At 36.7% G+C, this 20,781-nt stretch carries 10 protein-coding genes; 7 read left to right on the forward strand and 3 right to left on the reverse strand.

Annotation, left to right across the window (positions count from 1 at the left end):
- Positions 1 to 98: 98 nt before the first annotated feature.
- The 6 genes from B0M43_RS15935 to B0M43_RS15960 all read left to right on the forward strand — a co-directional run bounded on the left by B0M43_RS15935 (position 99) and on the right by B0M43_RS15960 (position 12,533).
- Positions 99 to 3,251: a TonB-dependent receptor gene (locus tag B0M43_RS15935; protein ID WP_078007354.1), complete on the forward strand. Its 3,153-nt coding sequence runs from the start codon at positions 99 to 101 to the stop codon at positions 3,249 to 3,251.
- 47 nt (positions 3,252 to 3,298) lie between these two features.
- The gene (locus tag B0M43_RS15940) at positions 3,299 to 5,395 is read left to right on the forward strand and encodes a RagB/SusD family nutrient uptake outer membrane protein (protein ID WP_078007353.1); all 2,097 of its coding nucleotides are present in this window, start codon (positions 3,299 to 3,301) and stop codon (positions 5,393 to 5,395) included.
- 276 nt (positions 5,396 to 5,671) lie between these two features.
- Complete coding sequence (locus tag B0M43_RS15945) at positions 5,672 to 6,694, forward strand: family 43 glycosylhydrolase (protein WP_078007352.1); 1,023 nt, start codon at positions 5,672 to 5,674, stop codon at positions 6,692 to 6,694.
- A 122-nt stretch (positions 6,695 to 6,816) separates the two neighbouring features.
- Entirely contained in the window at positions 6,817 to 8,151 is a 1,335-nt protein-coding gene (locus B0M43_RS15950) for a glycoside hydrolase family 105 protein (protein WP_078007351.1), read from the forward strand.
- Between the two features lie 170 nt (positions 8,152 to 8,321).
- Positions 8,322 to 9,665: a hypothetical protein gene (locus B0M43_RS15955; protein ID WP_078007350.1), complete on the forward strand. Its 1,344-nt coding sequence runs from the start codon at positions 8,322 to 8,324 to the stop codon at positions 9,663 to 9,665.
- A gap of 453 nt (positions 9,666 to 10,118) precedes the next feature.
- Positions 10,119 to 12,533, forward strand: a complete 2,415-nt coding sequence (locus B0M43_RS15960; protein WP_078007349.1) for a glycosyl hydrolase 115 family protein — start codon at positions 10,119 to 10,121, stop codon at positions 12,531 to 12,533.
- A 396-nt stretch (positions 12,534 to 12,929) separates the two neighbouring features.
- On the opposite strand, the gene B0M43_RS15965 is transcribed toward B0M43_RS15960, so the two are convergent.
- The 3 genes from B0M43_RS15965 to B0M43_RS15975 all read right to left on the reverse strand — a co-directional run bounded on the left by B0M43_RS15965 (position 12,930) and on the right by B0M43_RS15975 (position 18,616).
- The gene (locus B0M43_RS15965; protein WP_078006195.1) at positions 12,930 to 13,967 is read right to left on the reverse strand and encodes an IS110 family transposase; all 1,038 of its coding nucleotides are present in this window, start codon (positions 13,965 to 13,967) and stop codon (positions 12,930 to 12,932) included.
- A 430-nt stretch (positions 13,968 to 14,397) separates the two neighbouring features.
- Positions 14,398 to 17,256 carry a glycoside hydrolase family 2 TIM barrel-domain containing protein gene (locus tag B0M43_RS15970; protein ID WP_078007348.1) on the reverse strand — a complete coding sequence of 953 codons (2,859 nt, stop codon included), beginning with the start codon at positions 17,254 to 17,256 and terminating at the stop codon, positions 14,398 to 14,400.
- Positions 17,257 to 17,284: 28 nt separating this feature from the next.
- Positions 17,285 to 18,616: a rhamnogalacturonan acetylesterase gene (locus tag B0M43_RS15975; RefSeq protein WP_078007347.1), complete on the reverse strand. Its 1,332-nt coding sequence runs from the start codon at positions 18,614 to 18,616 to the stop codon at positions 17,285 to 17,287.
- Between the two features lie 766 nt (positions 18,617 to 19,382).
- Between B0M43_RS15975 and B0M43_RS15980 the strand changes: the two genes are divergently transcribed.
- On the forward strand, positions 19,383 to 20,753 hold the full coding sequence (locus B0M43_RS15980) for a glycoside hydrolase family 28 protein (protein WP_078007346.1): 1,371 nt from the start codon (positions 19,383 to 19,385) through the stop codon (positions 20,751 to 20,753).
- Positions 20,754 to 20,781 lie beyond the last annotated feature (28 nt).

Genomic DNA, 20,781 nt, shown 5'->3' on the forward strand with positions numbered 1-20,781 from the left:
ATAAGGTGTTGAACGTTAACAGGATACTACAGGATACACAGCATTTGTGTTCTCAATAAATTTGGATTAACTAAATAATTAACCAAATTTTAACTTTTATGAAAAACAAGCTTAATTTTTTACTAATTTTTGCTCTGTTTGCTTTATTACACACTACTGCATATTCGCAGAACAAAGTGATAAAAGGAACCATTACAGATGCATCTGGTTTACCAATACCAGGTGCGAATGTACTTGTGAAGGGAACGAAAACAGGAACTACCACTGATTTTGATGGTAAATACGCTGTAAACGCTACACAGGGCCAAATACTGGTTTTTTCGTCAACAGGATCTAAAACTCAGGAAATAGCAGTGAGTACAAATTCAGAAATCAATGTAAAACTGACAGACGATATAGCACAGCTTAATGAAGTGGTTGTTGTAGGTTACGGTACACAAAAGAAATCTGATGTAACAGGAGCAGTTGCCAGTGTAACTGCAGAGCAGTTAATGAACAGACCCGTTGCTAATGCACTTGAAGCGCTGCAGGGAAAAGCTGCCGGAGTTGATATTACGAGTAACGAGCGACCAGGATCAATTGGTACAGTACGTATTCGTGGTACACGTTCCTTAACCGCAAGTAACAATCCTCTTTATGTTGTAGATGGCGTGCCTTTGTTGTCTGAATCATCCATTGAAACGCTGAATCCAAGAGATATTGCGTCTATTGATGTGCTTAAAGATGCATCTGCAACCGCTATTTACGGTTCCAGAGGTGCAAACGGGGTAATCATTGTGACTACTAAACAAGGAAAATCAGGTGTTTTTAGTTTGAACTATGCGGGAACATTAACAGCTTCTCAAGTCGTAGATCGCGCTCCTTCAATGAATGCTGCTGATTTTATTCAGTTCAGACGTTGGGCGGCGTATAATCTTAATTCTACCACCTATGCGCATCCGGATGCTCCGACTTTTGCAAATGATAAATTGATTTTTGACAGTGCTTTAGACGGCCAGACATCAAGGGATAATGTTTTAAAGGGATGGCAAAGCGGTACCTGGGATGCTTCAAAAGTAACCAATACAGACTGGGTTGATCTTGTAACACAAGCAGGTATCAGTAAAGAACACGTTATAAGTGCCAGCGGTGGATCTGAAAAAGTAAATGCTTACGGATCACTTGGATATCTGGATCAGGAAGGTACTCAAAAAGGACAATGGTACAAACGCTATACTGCGAAATTGAGTACAAACATCAATCCGGTAGAATGGCTTAAATTCAATGCTTCGTTAAATGCCTCATGGAGTGAGCAGGATTTTGGTATGTCGACCCTGCAGGCACGAAGTGGAACAGCGCCTAATGCAATTTTAGGAGCCGCTAAAAGTATTTATAATATTGCAGTTCCTTATGATGCAAATGGTAAATTGATTATCAACCCGGGAGGCGAATCAGCTGTATATACAGTGATGGACGAATGGGATAAAAGCACGCAAAGATCACAAACATTACGTCTTTTAGGAAACTTTTCAGCTACAATTGACTTAGGTAAATTAGTTACTCCTTTAGAAGGACTTAGTTATAAAATCAATTTTGGACCCGATTTTCGTCATTGGAGAGAAGGTGTTTATGTTGATGGAACGTCATCACTTAAAATCAATGCAGACGGGAGTGCCGGTGTAAATTATGCCCGTTTGCAAAACCGTAGAGATCTTTCGTGGACTTTAGACAATATGATTACGTATGACCGTACTTTTGCGGCCAAGCATAAAATAGGAGCAACCCTGCTTCAGACAGCTTCATCATGGAATGTTGAGAATTCTTCTATGAATGCCAATAATATCCCAAACAAATCCTTCTTATGGAATGCAATGGGAACAGTCGATCTTACGAATCCGGCTAATAACGGACGTATAAGTTCAGGTCTTACAGAACGTCAGCTAAGTTCGTACATGATTCGTGCTAATTATGGTTTCGACAATCGTTATTTATTAACAATGTCTGGTCGTTGGGATGGTGCTTCGCAATTGGCAGAAGGATACAAATGGGATTTCTTTCCTTCGGCTGCTTTGGCATGGAGAATTAACAATGAAGAATTCTTAAAAGGTGTAAACTGGATTGAAAATCTTAAGCTTCGTTTAGGGTTTGGTACAACGGGTAACTCATCTGTAGATCCTTATAAAACAAAAGGACTTGTATCTTCTATATTCCTTCCTTTCAATGGTATGAGCAACCAGATTGGTTATACTACAAATGAACCTTATTATACAGACACTCAGTTATCATTGGCTAATAAGGCACTTGGATGGGAAAAAACAACACAATACAATCTTGGTATCGATTTTAGCTTCTTTAAAAACAGAGTGAGCGGTGCTATTGATGTTTATCAATCCTATACAAATGATTTATTAATGTCAGTTAAAATCCCTACGCTAACGGGATTTCCTTCAACTTTTGCTAATGTTGGTAAAACAAGTAATCGTGGTGTCGAGGTAACGCTTAATTTAATTCCGATTCAGACAACAGGCGGATTTACATGGGAAACAAATTTAAATGCGGCCTGGCAGAAAGATGAAATTGAAGAATTGGCCTACGGTAAAAACGATATGCCGGATAATACATGGTTTATTGGCGAGCAAATTGCTGTTCGTTATGGTTATGATAATCTGGGTTTATGGCAAAATACTCCTGAAGATCTTGCTGAAATGGCAAAATGGGGCGCGAGTTATAATTTTACTCCAGGAAATGTACGTCCAAAAGACCAAAATGGAGATTATAAAATGGATGCTGCAGACCGTGTAGTATTGGGTAACAGTAATCCAACCTGGACAATGGGATGGAACAACAATTTTACATACAAAGGAATTGAGTTAGGAATAAACATATACGGACGTGCGGGTTATTTAACAGAGAAAGTCGAAGAAGCGCTAACAGCACACAGTAATCAAAGAGAAATTGATTACTGGAGACCGGACAATACAGATGCTCAATATCAAAAACCTATTTTGGGTCAGGCATCATCAGGATCAGCAGATAAATTTTCCGGACTTCTAGGTTTTCCAAAAGCCTCTTTTGTAAAAATTCGTAATATTTCATTAGGATATAATTTTTCAAGGGATTTTACAAAAAATATCGGTTTATCAAACTTTAAACTTTATCTGCAGGCAGTAAATCCGGGTAATATTTACCAATCATTAGACTTTTATGACTTAGATACAAATTCTACATATTCTAATAGAAGTTTCGTTATGGGTCTTGAAGTTGGATTTTAAAAATAATTGCGTTGTAACGACGAAGTATAACAAAAAAAAGTAAAAAAATGAATAAGATAAAAAATATAGGAATAGGACTTTTGATAATGGCAGGATTATCGATTTCCTCTTGTTCGAAAGACTTTCTTGACGAAGAACAGAATAGCCAGTATTCAACTGATTATTTCGAAACATCAGAAGGTCTTCAGGCCCTGACAGTATCACTTTATGGAAATATAAGATGGCATTTTGGGTTTGAATGGTCGTATGCCAATACATTATACGGTACAGATGAGTTTACGAATGCAAACGATTTGACCAACGAAATGTGGAATACTTATGACAACCGTTTTGGACCAATTGGCGCTACAGCCGCTACAGGAGCAGCAAACGGGAATGCAACAAATCCAGCAGCACTTTGGGATGAAATGTATTACGGAATCGCTTCTTGTAATACCATTATTGCGAATGCAGAAAAAATAGAGGATATAGCTATTCGTAATCGCTGTCTGGCACATGCTTATTTTTTACGCGGCTATAACTATTATCGTCTTACCGCTCAATATGGTGGTGTTGTATTGCAAACCGTACCGGCCACGGGTGTTGTTCGTAATTTTACACGCTCTACAGAAGAGCAATGCTGGGAGCAGGTAATATCAGATTTACGTAACTCTTATAATCTTTTTGCAGGTGAAGTTTTTACTTACGGAAAAGGAATTACATGGACAAAAGCTACTGCGGCACATTTCCTAGCCAAAGCATTATTGTTCCGCTCTTCAGAACGTAATGATAAATGGAATTCAGCTTACAAAGCAAAAGATCTTGAAGAGGCAATTCAGGCTTGTAGTTATGCCATTTCTGCCCGCGGACCATTGACCAATAATTACAGTGATCTTTATGCCAACTGGACAGGAATTGACTGCCCTAATGAGCAATTGAGCGAAATTCTAATGGCAGCAGGACACAATGGAGATGCAGCTACTGTAGGCCGTTTTGGAAACCGTACGTATAGTTATTTTGCCCCACAATTTTCTAACTTCTCCGGCGGATGGGTAAAACGCGGTGTTTGGATTGGAAGTATGGATTTTCAGCGTTGTCGCCCTACTGAATACTCTTATGCGGTGTACGATCACGTAAATGATGCCCGTATGTGGAAAACCTTTAGAACTGTTTATGGTGCCAATACAGTAGTAACGGCCAATGCAGGAGTTAAAATTGGAGATCCCGCTATTGTTATGATATTGAACACTAAAAATGATAATACCTATAACGGAGCTAAATTTGGCGCAAGCGTTCAGGCACCAACCTGGACAGATGCAAATGGACGTTTACCGGAATGGACCACAGGAAAAAGACAAACAGCCACAGCAGGAGCTTTAACAGCTGTTGCGGGACAATATGTGCCTAACTCTTTGGTATTATACCAAAACGGAACTTACGTTGCACCTACATTCAAAAATCAGCCAATTTGTAATTTCTTTGCCGGAATCAATAAAACAGAAGATGGATCGAGAACTGCTGAAAGAGGAGATGCACACCGTGATGTAATCATGGCACGTCTTGCCGAAACCTATCTTGTACGTGCAGAATGTTATGTTCGTTTGCAGCAATATGGTAATGCAATGCAGGATATCAACGTGATTAGAGCAAGAGCACAATGGAAAAGCGGTGAAAACAGATCATATTATAACGACGGTTCTCAGGCTTTTAAAGCAAATGCTCTAAACACAGGAACTGCAGCGACAAACTTTACAGCCTCAAATTTAGATATGAATACCTATTATTTATCTAATCCAACAATACCGGTTACAACTGCAGCATCAGATTTAAGATTAACATCGTTTCCTGCTAATTTACCGGCAGAAGATGAAGCTATTATTGCCAAAGTTGGAGCCGGAAGCGACTACGAACGTGCTTTAAACTTTATCCTTAACGAATATACTCGTGAATTATTAGGAGAATGGCAACGTTGGGAAACCCTTTCTCGTACGGGAATGTTAATCAAACGTGCCAAAGCATTCAATGCAGAAGCAGCGCCAAATATCACCGCCAACAAGCACGAACTTCGTCCTATTCCGCAGTCATTTATTGATGGTTTGTTAAACGATGACGGATCAAATTTATCAGATGCACAAAAGAAAGCCTGGCAAAATCCGGGATACTAATATATTTTGAATTTTTGTTTTTGAAACCGTCTCAAAAAAGAGGCGGTTTTTTTAGGATTCTACCTTTTTGTAATTTTTTAAGCAGGGAAGCACAGGATGCTAATATCGTCTTAGTGTTTTAATTTTAAAGTACACGATTTGAGCTCTTTTCTTTAGTTTTAATATATTGAATTACAATCGATATAAGATAAATTACTTCAACTTGTAGTGTAATATATAATATTGAGTAAAAAAGAATAAAATCGGTTACGTTTAAGTGAAAATTAAATAAAAAAAATGTCAAGAATCTACCTTAAATATCTTTTATGGAACTTTGTAATACTGCTTTTTTCTCTTCCTGTTTTCTCTCAAAAAGACATAAAAAAAGAGAAATCTCATCTTGCAGCAAAGCCTTTATATCGCGATCCTGTTTTTGACGGAGCTGCCGATCCAACGATTATTTGGAACAATCAAGAAAAGAAATGGTTCATGTTTTACACCAATCGAAGAGCAAAAGATACTACAGCCAAAGGAATAACCTGGGTGCACGGAACCCGAATTGGCATTGCTGAATCTACAGATGGTGCAAATTGGAAATACAGAGATACCTGCAACATCAATTATAAAATTAAGGATGTAACGTATTGGGCACCAGAGGTAATTCAATACAAAAAAATATACCATATGTATTTGACAATTGTTCCCGGAATTTTTAACGATTGGTACCATCCGCGATCCATTGTTCATCTGACCAGTAAAAATCTTATCGACTGGAAATTCGAATCCCAATTGAAACTGGCTTCGGACAGATGTATTGATGCTGCTGTATTTAAATTGTCAAACGGTTCGTGGAGAATGTTTTATAACAACGAAAACGACGGAAAATCAATTTATTATGCAGATAGTAAAGACCTCTATAATTGGGTTGACAGCGGAAAGAAAATTGTAAAAGACAGGGGTGAAGGACCAAAAGTATTTCAATGGAAAGGCAAGAACTGGATGATTTCGGATTCATGGAGAGGTTTGAATGTATATTCTTCAGAGGATTTCCTGAACTGGAACCGACAGGAAAAAAACATTCTTCAAGTTCCCGGAACCGGAGAGGATGATAAGGTAATTGGCGGACATCCCGATGTTATTGTAAATAACGACAGAGCCTATATTTTTTATTTTACACATCCCGGAAGAACACCTGAAAATAAAGGTGTAGATAGTTACGAAACCAAAAGAAGTTCGATACAAGTTGCTGAATTAGAATATATAAATGGAGAAATTGTCTGCAATAGAAATCAATCAGTTTATATTAATCTTAAACATTAACTAAAGTTTATTAAATATCTTGTTTTTAATTATTTATAAATTAACTATAGAAATTATCTATTAAGGAAATTTAGTAGAAATACTTTGAAATTCACTTTTCATATTAACAAAAAACAATTACTATGAATTATAATCTAACCAAAATTATAACCTTTTTCGCTATCGGAATTTGTACCAATATAAACGCCCAGACAAACGACGTAACGGCACCGTTGCATTTAATGAAACCCGATTATATAACGCCGTATGTTATTCCCGAAAAAAACAATATCGAAAACGTACTGAGCAGAGTTTATACTTTTCTGGAAGAAAACACAGCTTCAAAAGCTATTTATGCCAGTGATAATTCAGAAGTAAAAGATTTCAAAAAAGCAAAAGGAAAAATAGCATTTTCTTCCGGTGCTTTTAGATTAACAAGTTATGAATGGGGCGTTACCTATGCCGGAATGCTTTTGGCAGCCGATGCCACGGGAAAAAAAGAATATGCAGAATATGCCAACAAACGCTTAAAACTAATCGCTGATATCGCGGCCAATTACAAAACCGAAAATATAAAAGATTCTCCCGTTCATACCGTTTTACAGCCTAAAGCTTTAGACGATGCAGGCGCATTATGTGCAGCATTTATAAAAGCAAAAAAGAATGACCCAAATGCGGCTTATGATCCTGTAATCAATAATTTCATCAAATACATAAGCGAGAAAGAGCATAGACTAAAAGACGGAACACTGGCTAGAAACAGACCACAGGACAATTCGCTTTGGTTAGACGATATGTTTATGAGCGTTCCCGCTTTGGCGCAAATGGGCAATTATACCGGTAATGTCAAATATTTTGATGATGCGGTAAAACAAGTCAATCAGTTTTCTGAGAGAATGTTCAATGCTCAAAAAGGACTTTATATGCACGGTTGGGTCGAATCGATGCAGGTGCATCCTCAATTTCATTGGGCGAGGGCAAATGGCTGGGCTGTAATGACAATGGTCGAGTTATTAGAAGTATTACCTAAAGATCATCCGGGCTACTCTCAGGTCTTGTCTCAACTGCAAAAACACATTGCAGGATTATTACAATATCAGGACGGAACCGGATTTTGGCATCAGTTAATAGATCGAAATGATACGTATTTAGAAACCTCGGCAACAGCCATATATGCCTATTCAATTGCGAGGGCTATTAATCGCGGTTATGTAGATAAACTGGCTTATACACCCGCAGTCTTATTAGCATGGAATGCTGTAGCTTCAAAAGTAAACGCAAAAGGTCAGGTCGAAGGAACCTGCGTAGGTACCGGAATGGGTTTTGATCCCGCTTTCTATTATTATCGCCCCATAAATCTATATGCTGCACACGGTTATGGCCCTGTTTTATTGGCTGGAGCCGAAATGATTTTGTTATTAAAAAACAATCAGTTCGAAATCAATGATAGTTCGATACAATTGAAGGTTAAGGGTTAGAAATTAATGAGTTATGAATTATGAGTTATGAATTATGAGTTATGAGTTATGAATTAGAAGTTAAAACTTTGTGTACTTTTTATTTAGCGCAAAGGCGCAAAGGAATATTAAAAAACTATACTATAAAACTTAGCGACTTAGTGCCTTAGCGGCAAATAAACCAACAGCATATGAAATTAAAACCAACAATAAACATACTTTTCCTGTTATGTACAATAACAGCTTTCAGTCAGATTGGGAAACGATTTCCATCTGAAAAAAAGATCATCAAAGATCCTGTTACAGGTCGGGAATTAATTTTCTTAACCACAACATCAGCAGGAGATTCTAAAACCTATCCCACACATCCGCAATGGACATCAGATGGCGAATGGCTGATTTTTAGAACTAAAAGAGCCAATGGTGAAGCCGTCGCAGTACATGAAAAATCAGGTGTAATGGTTCAGGTAACAGAAGGCGGTTATACGGGAACATTATGCATGGCGCAAAAGTCGATGAAATTGTATTTTATGCGGAAAGCACCAGAAGATAAAATGCAGATTATAGAAGTCAATTTAGCCGATGTTTTTAAAGACAGTCAGAACGGAAAAATGAAAACTATTGAAGCTTACGAACGTATTTGCGGTACGGCTAATGCCGAAATGGGCGCTTCGGGAGATATGGCTCTGGATGCTGATGAAGAAATAGTATATTTTAGAATTGGAAAAGAAGAAGCAGCGAAACACTTAGATCCGAATATAAAAATTGAAAAGAGTTTTGGTCCAAGAAATATGGGCGCAGGACCAGGCGGAATTAGCAGTATGAATTTGAAAACAGGTGAATTCAAACATGTTGTTTCAGTTCCGTTTCAGGTGGGCCATATTCAGTCGAATGTATGGAATCCCGACGAACTGTTTTTTTGTTGGGAAACAGGCGGAAAATCACCTCAAAGAACCTGGACGGTTATGGCCGACGGTTCCGGTTTAAGACCTTTGTATCCCGAATCTGATTATGAATGGGTAACGCATGAAGCTGTAATTTCTAAAGATGAGGTAGCAATGGCGATTATGGGACATCGAAAAATCGATATTCACAAAGAAAAACCGATAGAAGTTACAACTAGTACTGAAGTACGAAATCCTGAAAATCCCGGGCAGGAAAGCAATTGGGGAAATTCAGGAACGCGCGAAAAGCCAACAGGTTTGGCAATTGTAAATCTAAGAACCAGAGAAATGGTTATTGCCGGACAAACCAAAAGCGGCAGCGGTTTATGGCACGTACACGGTTCATCTGACGGAAGATGGGCTGTAGGCGATGATTTCTCAAGAAGTTTATATTTAATAGACCGAAAAACAAACGAAATGATAATGCTTACCACAGGCCATAAAGAAACCGCAGCAGACCATATACATCCCACTTTCAACAGAGACGGAACGAAAATTCAGATTCAGTCGGCAATGCTTTCTAAAGACAATCGCACGATGAATATTTGTATTGTAAATGTGCCTGAAGATTGGTTAAAACGTGGTTTTTGAGGTTCAAAGGAGCAAAGGTTCAGAGCAACAAAGGGACATAGGTTGAATCGTAGAGGCGCACAGCAGTGCGTCTTCTGGTAATGAATAAATAATCTCGCAATCCCGATAGCTATCGGGAGCAGAGTCGCAAAGTTTTAATAGCCTCCAGCTTTAGCTGGAGGTAAAATAAGTTCAAAAAACGATCGGCTTTAGCCAAATAAAATTTCAAATATAAAACTCGGAGCCTTGCCAACAATGCAAAGCGAAAAACTTTGCGACTTTGCCACTTTGCGCGATTTAATTGATATAGTAAATAAAAAACTTTGAGATTATGCTCCCGATAGCTATCGGGATTGCGAGATTAATTAACCCAATAAGAAAAAAAACTTAGCGCCTTAGCGCCTTAGCGGCAAAAAAAACAGCGTAAATCCGTAAAATCCGTTCCATCCGTGGGCCATTTTAAAATAATTCAAAATGAAGAAAATAGCAGTTTTAATTTTCACAATCTCAACTTTAAGTTCTTATAGTCAAAATGAGAATCTAAGCGACTTTTCTATTGTAAATTCTAATAAAACAACATCCATTTATATCGATAAAAACACCGATCCACTGATTGTTTGGGCAGTAAATGAATTGGCAGACGATGTAAAAGATATTACCGGAAAGCGTCCTGAGATTATTGAGACGAATACCATTTCTAAAAAAGGTATTTATATCGGGCAATTTTCGTCTCCATTCTTTAAATCCACATCAATTCAGAAAGGGCTTTTAAATCAATGGGAAAAATTCTCCATCCAAAAAGAAAAAGACAATCTTTTAATCGCCGGATCAGATGTTCGGGGAACGGTATATGCTATTTTTGAAATTACAGAACGACTGGGTGTTTCTCCGTGGAAATGGTGGGCAGATGTTCATTCGATAAAAAAAGAAAATCTGGCATTGCAGCTTCCCCGAAAGGGAATTATAACATCGCCATCTGTACAATATCGAGGAATTTTTTTAAACGATGAAGATTGGGGATTACAGCCTTGGGCCGCTAAAACTTTCGAAAAAGAAACAGGAGATATTGGTCCAAAAACGTACGAGAAAATATTTCAATTATTGTTGCGCTTAAAAGCCAATACGATTTGGCCGGCGATGCATCCGTCTACAAAAGGTTTTTTTACTATTGCAGGAAATAAAGAGATGGCGCAAAAATACCATATCGTTATCGGATCATCGCATGCAGAACCCATGCTTCGTAACAATGTCGACGAATGGAAACCGAAAATTCATGGCGATTATAATTATTTTACGAATAAAACACAGGTCGATAAATACTGGCAGGATCGTTTGGATGAGTTGAAACTGGCTCAGAACGAAACTATTATGACATTGGGTATGCGAGGCGTTCATGATAGTAAAATGGAAGGCGCAAAAGATTTGGCAGAATCGATTACGATGGTCGAAAAAATCATCGTAAATCAGCGTGAAATGCTTTCGAATACTTTCAAAAAGCCTTTATCAGCAATTCCGCAGGCTTTTGTTCCTTACAAAGAAGTTTTAGAATTATATGATAACGGACTTAAAATTCCTGATGATATTACTTTGGTCTGGCCCGATGATAATTACGGTTATATTCGGCGTTTGAGCAATCCTGAAGAACAACAAAGATCGGGTGGAAGTGGCGTGTATTATCATATAAGTTATTGGGGAAGACCTCACGATTATCTTTGGCTGAGCACCACACAACCCGGTTTGATCTGGTATGAAATGACGAAAGCGTATGAAAACGGTGCAAAAAAAATGTGGATTGTAAATGTGGGGGATATAAAACCCGCAGAATATGACACCGAACTTTTTCTGAATTTGGCATGGAATATCAACAGTATAAAATCAGACGGACTTAACCAGTATTTGAAAGATTGGATTTCAAGGGAATTTACGCGCGAAATTGCAACTGATTTGAGTGTTGTTTTTGAAGAATATTACCGATTGGCCTCACTAAGAAAACCGGAATATATGGGTTGGAGCCAAACGGAACCCACAACGCCCATAAAACTTTCTGATTTTACAAGGGAAGAATCTCTGAACAGAATAAAAGCTTATGATAATCTCATTAAAAAAGTAGATAGTTTGTCGGCTTTTGTTCCGGCAGAAAGAAAAGCAGCATGGTTTCAGTTGGTGGAATATCCGGTAAAAGGAGCGGCTTATATGAATCATAAGTTTTTGTATTGGAATTTAGAAGCCACAACTTCAGATGAAAATCAGAAGAGTAAATATGAACTAATGGCTTCAGAAGCGTATCAGAAAATCAAGGAATTAACGGATTTTTACAATACGAAATTAAGTGATGGAAAATGGAATTATATGATGTCGATGAATCCAAGAAATCTGCCGGTTTTTGATTCGGTTAAAAAGAATACTTTTTCAAATGAAATGGCTATTAAAACAACGAATCGAATCGATATTCAGGCCAATAAATTCAGTGGTAAAGAAGATGCAAAAGAATACAAGTGGAAACCGATTAATGGCTTGGGATACAGTAATAATGCTATTACTTTATTTCCGTTTGATCAGCATATTTTTAAAAATGAAAAACCTGCTGTTTCTTATGAATTTGAAATTGATCAACAAGATAATTACACTATCGAAGTTCGTTTATTGCCCACACACGCTAATAATTTCGATCATGAAATAGGCATTCAACTGGACGGAAATGCAGCACAATTTTTTAAAACCAATACAAAAGACAGAGAGAATACCTGGAAAGAAAATGTATTGCGAAATAGTGCGATTGTAAAACTTCCGGTTTCGAATGTTTCAAAAGGAAAACATACCATTACAATACAAGTCAACCAAACGGGAATTGTCCTGGATCAGTTGGCGGTTTATAAAACGGGGTTTTAAGTTATGAGTTATGAGTTATGAGTTATGGGTTATGGTTATGAGTTAAGGGGTTGAAATGAGAATTTAACGCAATCCCGATAGCTATCGGGAGCAAAGGTTTACGCAAAGTTCGCTAAGTTTTTGCTTTGAGTTTGTTTAAATAAAAAGTTCGCAAAGCTGTATGTTGATATAGCTTTGCGAACTTTGTGCGATTTTTTGCGTTCTCTGTTTCAACCTTTATAATTTAACCACAGAGAAAACAAAGTTTCTTTATTACTGCTTAAAAAAAAAACACAGAGATTCTGTGTTGATTTCCTAATAAATATAAATTTTATTTTTAGCTGTCTTGGTTATTTATCTTTTATATTATTAAATTTGTAGCCTTAGTCAGCCATAGCGCTAGACTGTATAGCGTGTTTATGCATTTTTATGCTGGCACGCTATTTTTTTTGATTCAAAATCTTTATCATATACTGCTTTATTTTTGTAGAGAATATAAATCAGTTCCAATAATTTTCTCTGTACCGCTACACATCCTTTCATTTTGATGCCATGTTTTGCTACTATTCTACTGTATTGGTCGCGAAAATTATCATCCCATTTTATGCTGCTTAGAGCTGGCAGATGCAGGCAGCTTCTTAAATATCTATTACCCCTTTTGGAAATTGACGGCTTGCCTTTTACTGATGTTCCTGAGAGTTTTTCTTTTACATCCAGTCCTGCATAACTTGTAAGCTGTTTTTTACTGCGTATAAGCTCAAATCCGTTTGTTTCGCCAATAACAGTTGCTGCAGTCAAAATTGAAATACCCGGTATTGTACAGATATTACTGATGTCTTTACTAAGTTCTTTGTTCTCTTTTATACTACTTTCGATCTCATTCTTAATTTCTTTCTCAAGGGTGTTTAAAAAATGTATCCTTCTATTTGAACGTTCAATACTTGAAATATGAGGCATTGCTTCTGCCTCTTCGGCATGCAGTTGGTTTTTTACTATGGTTCTCTCATCTGTAATTTGACGGCGTTCACGTGTAAGTTGTTTTAAGGTTCTGTAGATCGCTTTTGGTTTTTTCCAATTATCGAGTTTTCTTTCCAGTCCAAATCTGGCAATGGCCTCAGAACACGTTTTATCTGTAATTGTTTTGATCTCAAGAGTTCGTATATAATTACTGATTTTGTTGGGCAGTACAATACTTAAATCCTCTTTTTTTTCATCTAAATAATGGGCGAACTTCTCATGGTAAACACCTGTAGCTTCCATTACATATCGAACTTTGGTCGTTTTATCTGTAAGCTTATCAATCCATTGAGAAAGTTTTAAAAAACCTTTATCTGTATTTTTAAAAACAGAATAAGCACACAGTTCAATCGATAAATCATCATTGAGTCTTCCTAAAGTAACTACCAATTCTTTTTGCGCTACATCAATTCCTAATACCTGTTTCAATACTTTCATAACTCCTTAATTTTAAATAATATTATAAAGTGATGAATCTTCCTTCGTCTTTTCTCCTGGTTGGATATTCTGGATAATACGACCTGCGTAGTTCCTTACATTCTGTTCAGACTCTAAAAGATAAAAAAGAATGAGGCGGTATCTCTGCGTCAATGTACTTCCTGAGTCATTTAGTCGCGAATCGACTCTCACCCTTTTTCACTTTATGATATCCAAATATAGATATTTGAAAGATTGATTTTCTAACTATGCAAACATAGGAGTTCACAAAGTTGTATCTTGAAATAGCTTTGTAAACTCTGTGTAAATCTTTGTGTTCTCTGTGTTTAAAACTTTAGATAATAAACCTTTGCTCTCGATAGCTATCGGGATTGCGTTAAATTCTCATTTCAACCTGAAACTTGAAACCTGAAACAAAAAAAACTCTTTTCTAATTGTTTCTAAAATCAAACCATAAATTCATTTTAATTCCATCATCACCGCTTTTGATACGAATGTTGGTTGGCTGACTTTGAGGGCCTTGTTGTTCTAAAGGTTTGAAATCTCTCATCGCCGGAATTTCGTACATGAAAGAAATATCACCTTTCGGAAATGCCGGTTGAGGGTAACTTCCAGTGAAAGCGTTTTTAGGCAAATCGGGAGTAAATAATCTTAAAAATAAATTATCAGATTCGCTAAAAACTTTAAACGATGAAGTTCCGGCTTTAAGGTTTGCGCCTAATAAATTCGCGTGATATCCCTTAAATTCAGGATAAATTAGATTCTCAAAACTTTCTCCCGTAATCGTATTGTTATATTCTTTTTCCCAAATACCGTAAGTCGTTCCTTTTATTCTGTTTTTCCAGACATGGTACGGACCTCTTCCAAACCATTTAATACCTGTAACTTCTTTCTCAGGAAAACTGAAAGTGATTCCGAAAGAGTTGATTTTATCTTCAAAAAAAGCACCATCAAAACCTTCTCCGCCAGAAGCATTTTTTAAGGCAACCAATTCCATTTTAAATCTTCCGTCCGGTTCCATAATCCATTTTATAGAAGATAATCCGCCTGAATAGTTGACTTTACAAACCGCTTTGTCACCTTCCTGAGAAACCTGAATGTCTTTTAATTTGGCTTTCATGCCAATTGGGCGAGGACCATTGGTAAGCGGAATGGTGGATGTTTTATTTTTTATTGTTACAATTTCACCCGTTGCAGCATCTATTGTAACTGTTATATCATTTCCTTTTAAAGTAATTTCGTTGCCTGTTTTAATTCCGGATGCTTTGGTTTTTGTGTCCTGAACAGCTAAAAACTTATCCGCATAAAATTTTGCTTTATGAATTGGCCATGTCCAGGTATAAATTTCTTTATTGAATTGATCGTAAGCAGTTATCGACAAAATATCTCCTTCGGCAAAATTGTTAGGAACAGCAAATTGAATTTTGCGTGTTTCTCCCGGATCAATACTCGGAATTTCAATTTTACCTGCACTAATTTCCTTCGCAACACCATTCGTATAAAGTACGTCATTATCTGATTTTAATACTTTAAATTCCATTTTACAGGAATTCATATTACTAAAAAGATAATCGTTTTTGATTAAAAAAGATCCGTCAAAAGTTGCTGTAACTTGTTTGGGCTGAAACTGAATAGGCGCCCAAACTTCTTTTACTGTATAATAACTTCCTTCTCTTTCACGATGCGGTCCCAGAATTCCATCAGCGGCAAGCGAACCTTTCGAATCAAATTTTACATCGCCCGTCCAGTCAGAGCGTTTTACGGCTTCATCGAGCATAGCCCACATAAATCCTCCTGCAAACAACGGACTTTCTTTATAGCGATTCCAAAAATCTTCCAGCGCTGCTCCGTGTCCGTTATCGTAAGTTCCGTGCATGAATTCAGTAGGGAAAAATACATTTTCGCCCGCATTAAAACGGTGCATTCCCGTTAAATAAGTCGGATAATGGTGTGTATCCCAACCATTAAAATCAGCCCACGGATGAATCACAATTCTTTTTTGAGGATCATTATCAGCAAAAACTTTATCGACATCATAGTTCCAGCCGCCTTCATTACCGTTGTCCCAAATAATTACCGATGCATGATTGACATCGCGCGTCACCATTTCCTTAACCAGTTTTGTTCCCGTTTCCGTATCATACGAGTTTTGCCAGCCTGCCAGTTCATTCAAAACAAAAAGTCCTAACGAATCGCAAACCGCCAGAAAGTGATCGTCTGGCGGATAATGGCCGCGAACCGCATTCATATTCATGTCTTTCAGTAATTTACCGTCTAATTCGCTGATACGCTTGCTGGTACTTCGTCCGCCTTCTGGCCAGAAAGAATGACGATTGATTCCTTTCATGATAATTTTAGTGCCGTTTACATAAATCCCGTCCTGTTTTTTGAACTCTAAAGTTCTAAAACCAATTCGTTTATTGTATTGATGCAGAACGTTTCCGTTTTGTTTTAAAACCAATTCAAGATTGTATAAATTAGGATTTTCAGGATCCCACGGTTTTACTTTATTCCATTGTGCTGCAATACTTTCTTTAGTACTTTTTGCTTTAACAGGAAAAGTAAAAGTTTGAAAACTTTCTCCATTCGAGCCTTTTAGCGAAGCTTCGAGAGTAGTGTTTTTTGGGATGTTTTTCAGGTTCAGGTCAACTGTTATCGAACCGTCCATTTTTGGGTTTACGGCAATATTTTCAATATGGGATTTTGGGGATACTTCCAGCCAAACCGGACGATAAATACCTCCAAACAACCACCAGTCGGCTCTTCTTTCGGCAGCATTTACAGATTTATTAGCAGAATGTTTCCAGACATGAACTTCCAGTATATTTTTGGTGCCAAATTTTAATAACGATGAAATATCATATTTAAATTCATAAAAACCGCCCTGATGAATGGCTCCGGCCAGTTTTCCGTTTACTTTTACTTCAGTATCTGTCATCGCGCCGCCAAAAGCAATTACAACGTCTTTGTCTTTATAATTGGCAGGAACTTCAAATTCATATTTATACAAACCTTCTTCTTTGCTGGGTTCTTTTTGGTTCAGCTCCTTGTACCATCTTCCGTAGGTATATTCGCCAAAACCTTCTAATTCCCATTGCGAAGGAACATTTATTTTAGACCAGACTTTACTGTTATTTCCTCCGGTACAATAAAAATCCCATTGTACGGGATGTTCGAAATCTTTTCCCGAAAGATAGATTTTATCTGTTTGCTGCGCCGTATTATTTTGGGATACAAAAAGCGTAAAAGCAATAATACTAAACTTTTGAATGGTGTTTTTGAGCATCATAATTGGTTTGAATTCTTTGGTCGGTTAGTTAGTTGCCATCTGGTTTCGCAATTTCGAAACGAGCACTCATAGGTAGTGTCCAGCTGGAAATAAAATTAGGTTTATTTGGATTGTAATCCGGAGTTTCTTTTTTAATTTGTTTTTGTAACGGAACATCAAGCTCACGAATTCCTTTCACTACGCAAAGTGCAATTTCGTTGGCTCCAAAACTATTAAAATGAGTATTATCGTCCAACGCTTTTTCCTGTCCCGGAAAAGTATTCGCAGGATATTGTACAAAAGCTTTTCGTGAAACTTCGTCGCCCCAGGCTTCGTATAATACAGTTGTCATTTTGGTAATATCGATAAGGGCAATGTTATTTTTTTGAGCAACAGCGCGCATTGCCTCAGGAAATTCGCCGTGAGTTTCTTTCAAAGTACCATTTTCGTTAAAGAACCTTCTTTGCGTAGGCGTTACCAAAACCGGAATCGCTCCTTTATCTTTAGCCGATTGAACGAATTCCTTCAATAATTCCGAATAAGATGCCCAGGCTCCATTTCCTTCACCTTTGATTTTTTCGTCATTATGTCCAAATTCTACAAACAAATAATCTCCTTTTTTAATTTGCGAAAGTATCTTTTTTAAACGATTTGCTCCTTTAAAAGAACTCAGTGAAGATCCTGAATACGCATAATTGACCACCACAACTGTATCATCAAAATAATTGGTAATAAATTGTCCCCATGATGCCCAGGGCTCTACATCCTGATCTGTAACCGTTGAATCTCCGGCCAGATAAACAACAGTAAGATTGTCTTTTGGAGTAATTTTTATACTTTGAATACTAACTTCGCCTAAAAATTCAAGGGTTAGTTTATCATCCCAATTAAAAATTTCTTTTTCCCTGTCTTTGAGGCTGATATTCGTTTGATCATCGATTTTAATGCTTCTTACGTTCACATTAAAAGTCTTTGTTATTTTTTGCCCTTTTTGCATTGGGAATTCCCTTAGCATTAATCTTCGGGATTCGGCTTTTATGGTGACATTCGATGGCTTATCAGAACTTCCTAAAACTATTTCGATCTGATAATTTCCTTCAGGAACTTTTACCGAAAAGTAAGTGGGTTTTGTGGTAGAAAAAGAATTTGGGTTGATGTTGACATTCGAAACTGAATTAGAATCAAATCCATAACCTAAATTAGCGTTATAAGCTACTGCACTTTTTATTACGGTTCCTTTTGAAGTTTTTGTGGCAGTGCCAAAATAAAACAACAAAGATTTTTCGCCCTTATCATTAGCTTTCGAACTTACTTTTGAAGGCTTGGCAAATAAAAAAGCCGGCATGCAAAAACAAAATAGGAGTGTTCTAAATTTTATCAATTTTTCGGATTTTTAATTTATTGGATTTTCAAATCTAAAATTTCTGTTTCGATAAAGTATCCTGTACTATGATGTTAAAAAGAAATCGTATTTATTTTTTTGTTTGAAAATTTATCAGAATTTTAAAATTATGAAATCGTTTATTATAATGGCTGTTCTTGAGATATACTTTTGCAATTTGATTGTTTATATAATTAAACCTTTAATTTTTAATATAAAATTGATTAATAATAAAGGATAGTACAGGATAGTTTTCTTTTTTTGATTGTATTATTTTACAAAAGCAAATTACAAAGCATAGTTGCTAATGTATAAAATGCATTTGTTGAAAATGATATTGTCTGAAATTTAATAAGGCAATTAAAGATAAATTGTTTAAGTTTTTAAGTTTGTTTAAAGCAAAAGTGGTTTTTTGTGGTCTAATGCCCGATATCCTTCGGGCATTATATTTTTTAGCAAGCGTTAAAAATTTTTTCTCGCAGATTTGCTTCGCCTGTTCGCTATCGCTCGGGTTGCAGATTTACTTTTTAATCTGTTTAATTCTTTATCAGGATACTATCATGAATAGCTTCATTTAAACACATAGAAACATAGATTTAATGTGTAGAAAAAGGAAGCAAAAAGAAATATATTTCTTCACATAGCTATGTGCATTTTTATTAAGTGAAACGCCTTTTTTAGTAAATAAAAGCTATGTTTCTATGTGTTTAAAAAAAATGGTTTTTCTTTTATTGTAAATAATTAATTAAAAAAATAAAACTCCATCATGAAAAAAATAACGTTTTGCTGTTGCTTTTTAGTCTCGCTTATTTTTTTATCCTTCAAAAAAGATTCAACTTCTGTAACTCAAACAGAAGTCGTAGTAAAAGCGCCATTTGAAATGCCGGCGATCAAAATTCCTGATTTCAGTAAATGTAAAGAGTTTTCGATTGTAGATTTTGGAGCCATTAAAGGCAATAAAGAAAAAACATCAGAAGCGATTAATAAAGCGATTGCCAAAGCCAATAAAGCAGGCGGCGGAATTGTGGTGATTCCGGAAGGAGAATGGCTTACAAAGAAAATCCATTTTAAAAGTAATGTCAATCTTCATCTCAATAAAGGCGCAGTATTACTGTTTTCAGAAGATCCAAAGGATTATTTGCCAGCCGTTCGCTCGACTTGGGAAGGTTACGAATGTTACAATTATTCGCCTTTGATTTATGCGTACCAATGCAAGAATATTGCGATTACGGGAGAAGGCGAATTGAAAGCAAAAATGGACGTTTGGAAAGAATGGTTTGCCCGCCCAAAAGCGCATATGGAAAGCCTGAAACGACTGTATTATCTGGCTTCGTACAACAAACCCATGAAGGAGAGACAGATGGTCAATGATTCGGCGCATTTTCGTCCGCAGTTTATTCAGTTCAATCGCTGTGAGAATATTTTGATGGATGGCGTTACGATTACCAATAGTCCGTTTTGGACGATTCATCCTTTTTTGTCGAAAGATGTAGTCCTTAGAAACCTAAAAGTCTACGCACACGGACATAACAACGACGGAGTTGATCCTGAAATGAGTCAGAATGTGTTGATAGAAAACTGTGTTTTTGATCAGGGAGATGATGCCATTGCCATAAAATCAGGAAGTAATCAGGATGCGTGGCGATTGAATACGCCTTCGAAAAATATTGTAATGAGAAATTGTATCGTTAAAAACGGACATCAACTGGTAGCAATAGGAAGCGAACTTTCGGGCGGAATAGAAAATGTATTTATAGACAATTGCACTGTCGTGGATGGGGCAAAACTCAATCATTTGCTATTTATAAAAACCAACGAACGCAGAGGTGGTTACGTGAATAATATTTATATGAGTAACATAACATCAGGCAAAATCGACGAAGGAATTCTGGGAATCGAAACGGATGTTTTGTACCAATGGAGAGATTTAGTACCAACAATTGAACGCAAACTTACACCGATAAAAAATGTATATCTCGAAAATATAAAAGCAACCAATGTCAAGTTTGTTTCCAGAATTTTAGGGCAAAAAGAACTTCCGGTAGAGAATATTTTTCTTAAGAATGTTACTGCTGATAAGGTTTCAGGCGAAAAATCCATTCATGAAAATGTGATCAATTTTGTTGCTAAAAATTAATTTGATTAAAGTTCCTATTGTATTAAAA

The sequence above is a fragment of the Flavobacterium sp. KBS0721 genome (genome assembly GCF_002007065.3).
GTDB lineage: Bacteria > Bacteroidota > Bacteroidia > Flavobacteriales > Flavobacteriaceae > Flavobacterium > Flavobacterium piscis.

Bases quoted from the DNA above. Each gene is read 5' to 3' on its own strand.
- B0M43_RS15950 (WP_078007351.1), top strand. From the start codon at position 6,817: ATGAATTATAATCTAACCAAAATTATAACCTTTTTCGCTATCGGAATT.
- B0M43_RS15960 (WP_078007349.1), top strand. From the start codon at position 10,119: ATGAAGAAAATAGCAGTTTTAATTTTCACAATCTCAACTTTAAGTTCT.
- B0M43_RS15970 (WP_078007348.1), bottom strand. From the start codon at position 17,256: ATGATGCTCAAAAACACCATTCAAAAGTTTAGTATTATTGCTTTTACG.
- B0M43_RS15945 (WP_078007352.1), top strand. From the start codon at position 5,672: ATGTCAAGAATCTACCTTAAATATCTTTTATGGAACTTTGTAATACTG.
- B0M43_RS15965 (WP_078006195.1), bottom strand. From the start codon at position 13,967: ATGAAAGTATTGAAACAGGTATTAGGAATTGATGTAGCGCAAAAAGAA.
- B0M43_RS15935 (WP_078007354.1), top strand. From the start codon at position 99: ATGAAAAACAAGCTTAATTTTTTACTAATTTTTGCTCTGTTTGCTTTA.
- B0M43_RS15980 (WP_078007346.1), top strand. From the start codon at position 19,383: ATGAAAAAAATAACGTTTTGCTGTTGCTTTTTAGTCTCGCTTATTTTT.
- B0M43_RS15955 (WP_078007350.1), top strand. From the start codon at position 8,322: ATGAAATTAAAACCAACAATAAACATACTTTTCCTGTTATGTACAATA.
- B0M43_RS15940 (WP_078007353.1), top strand. From the start codon at position 3,299: ATGAATAAGATAAAAAATATAGGAATAGGACTTTTGATAATGGCAGGA.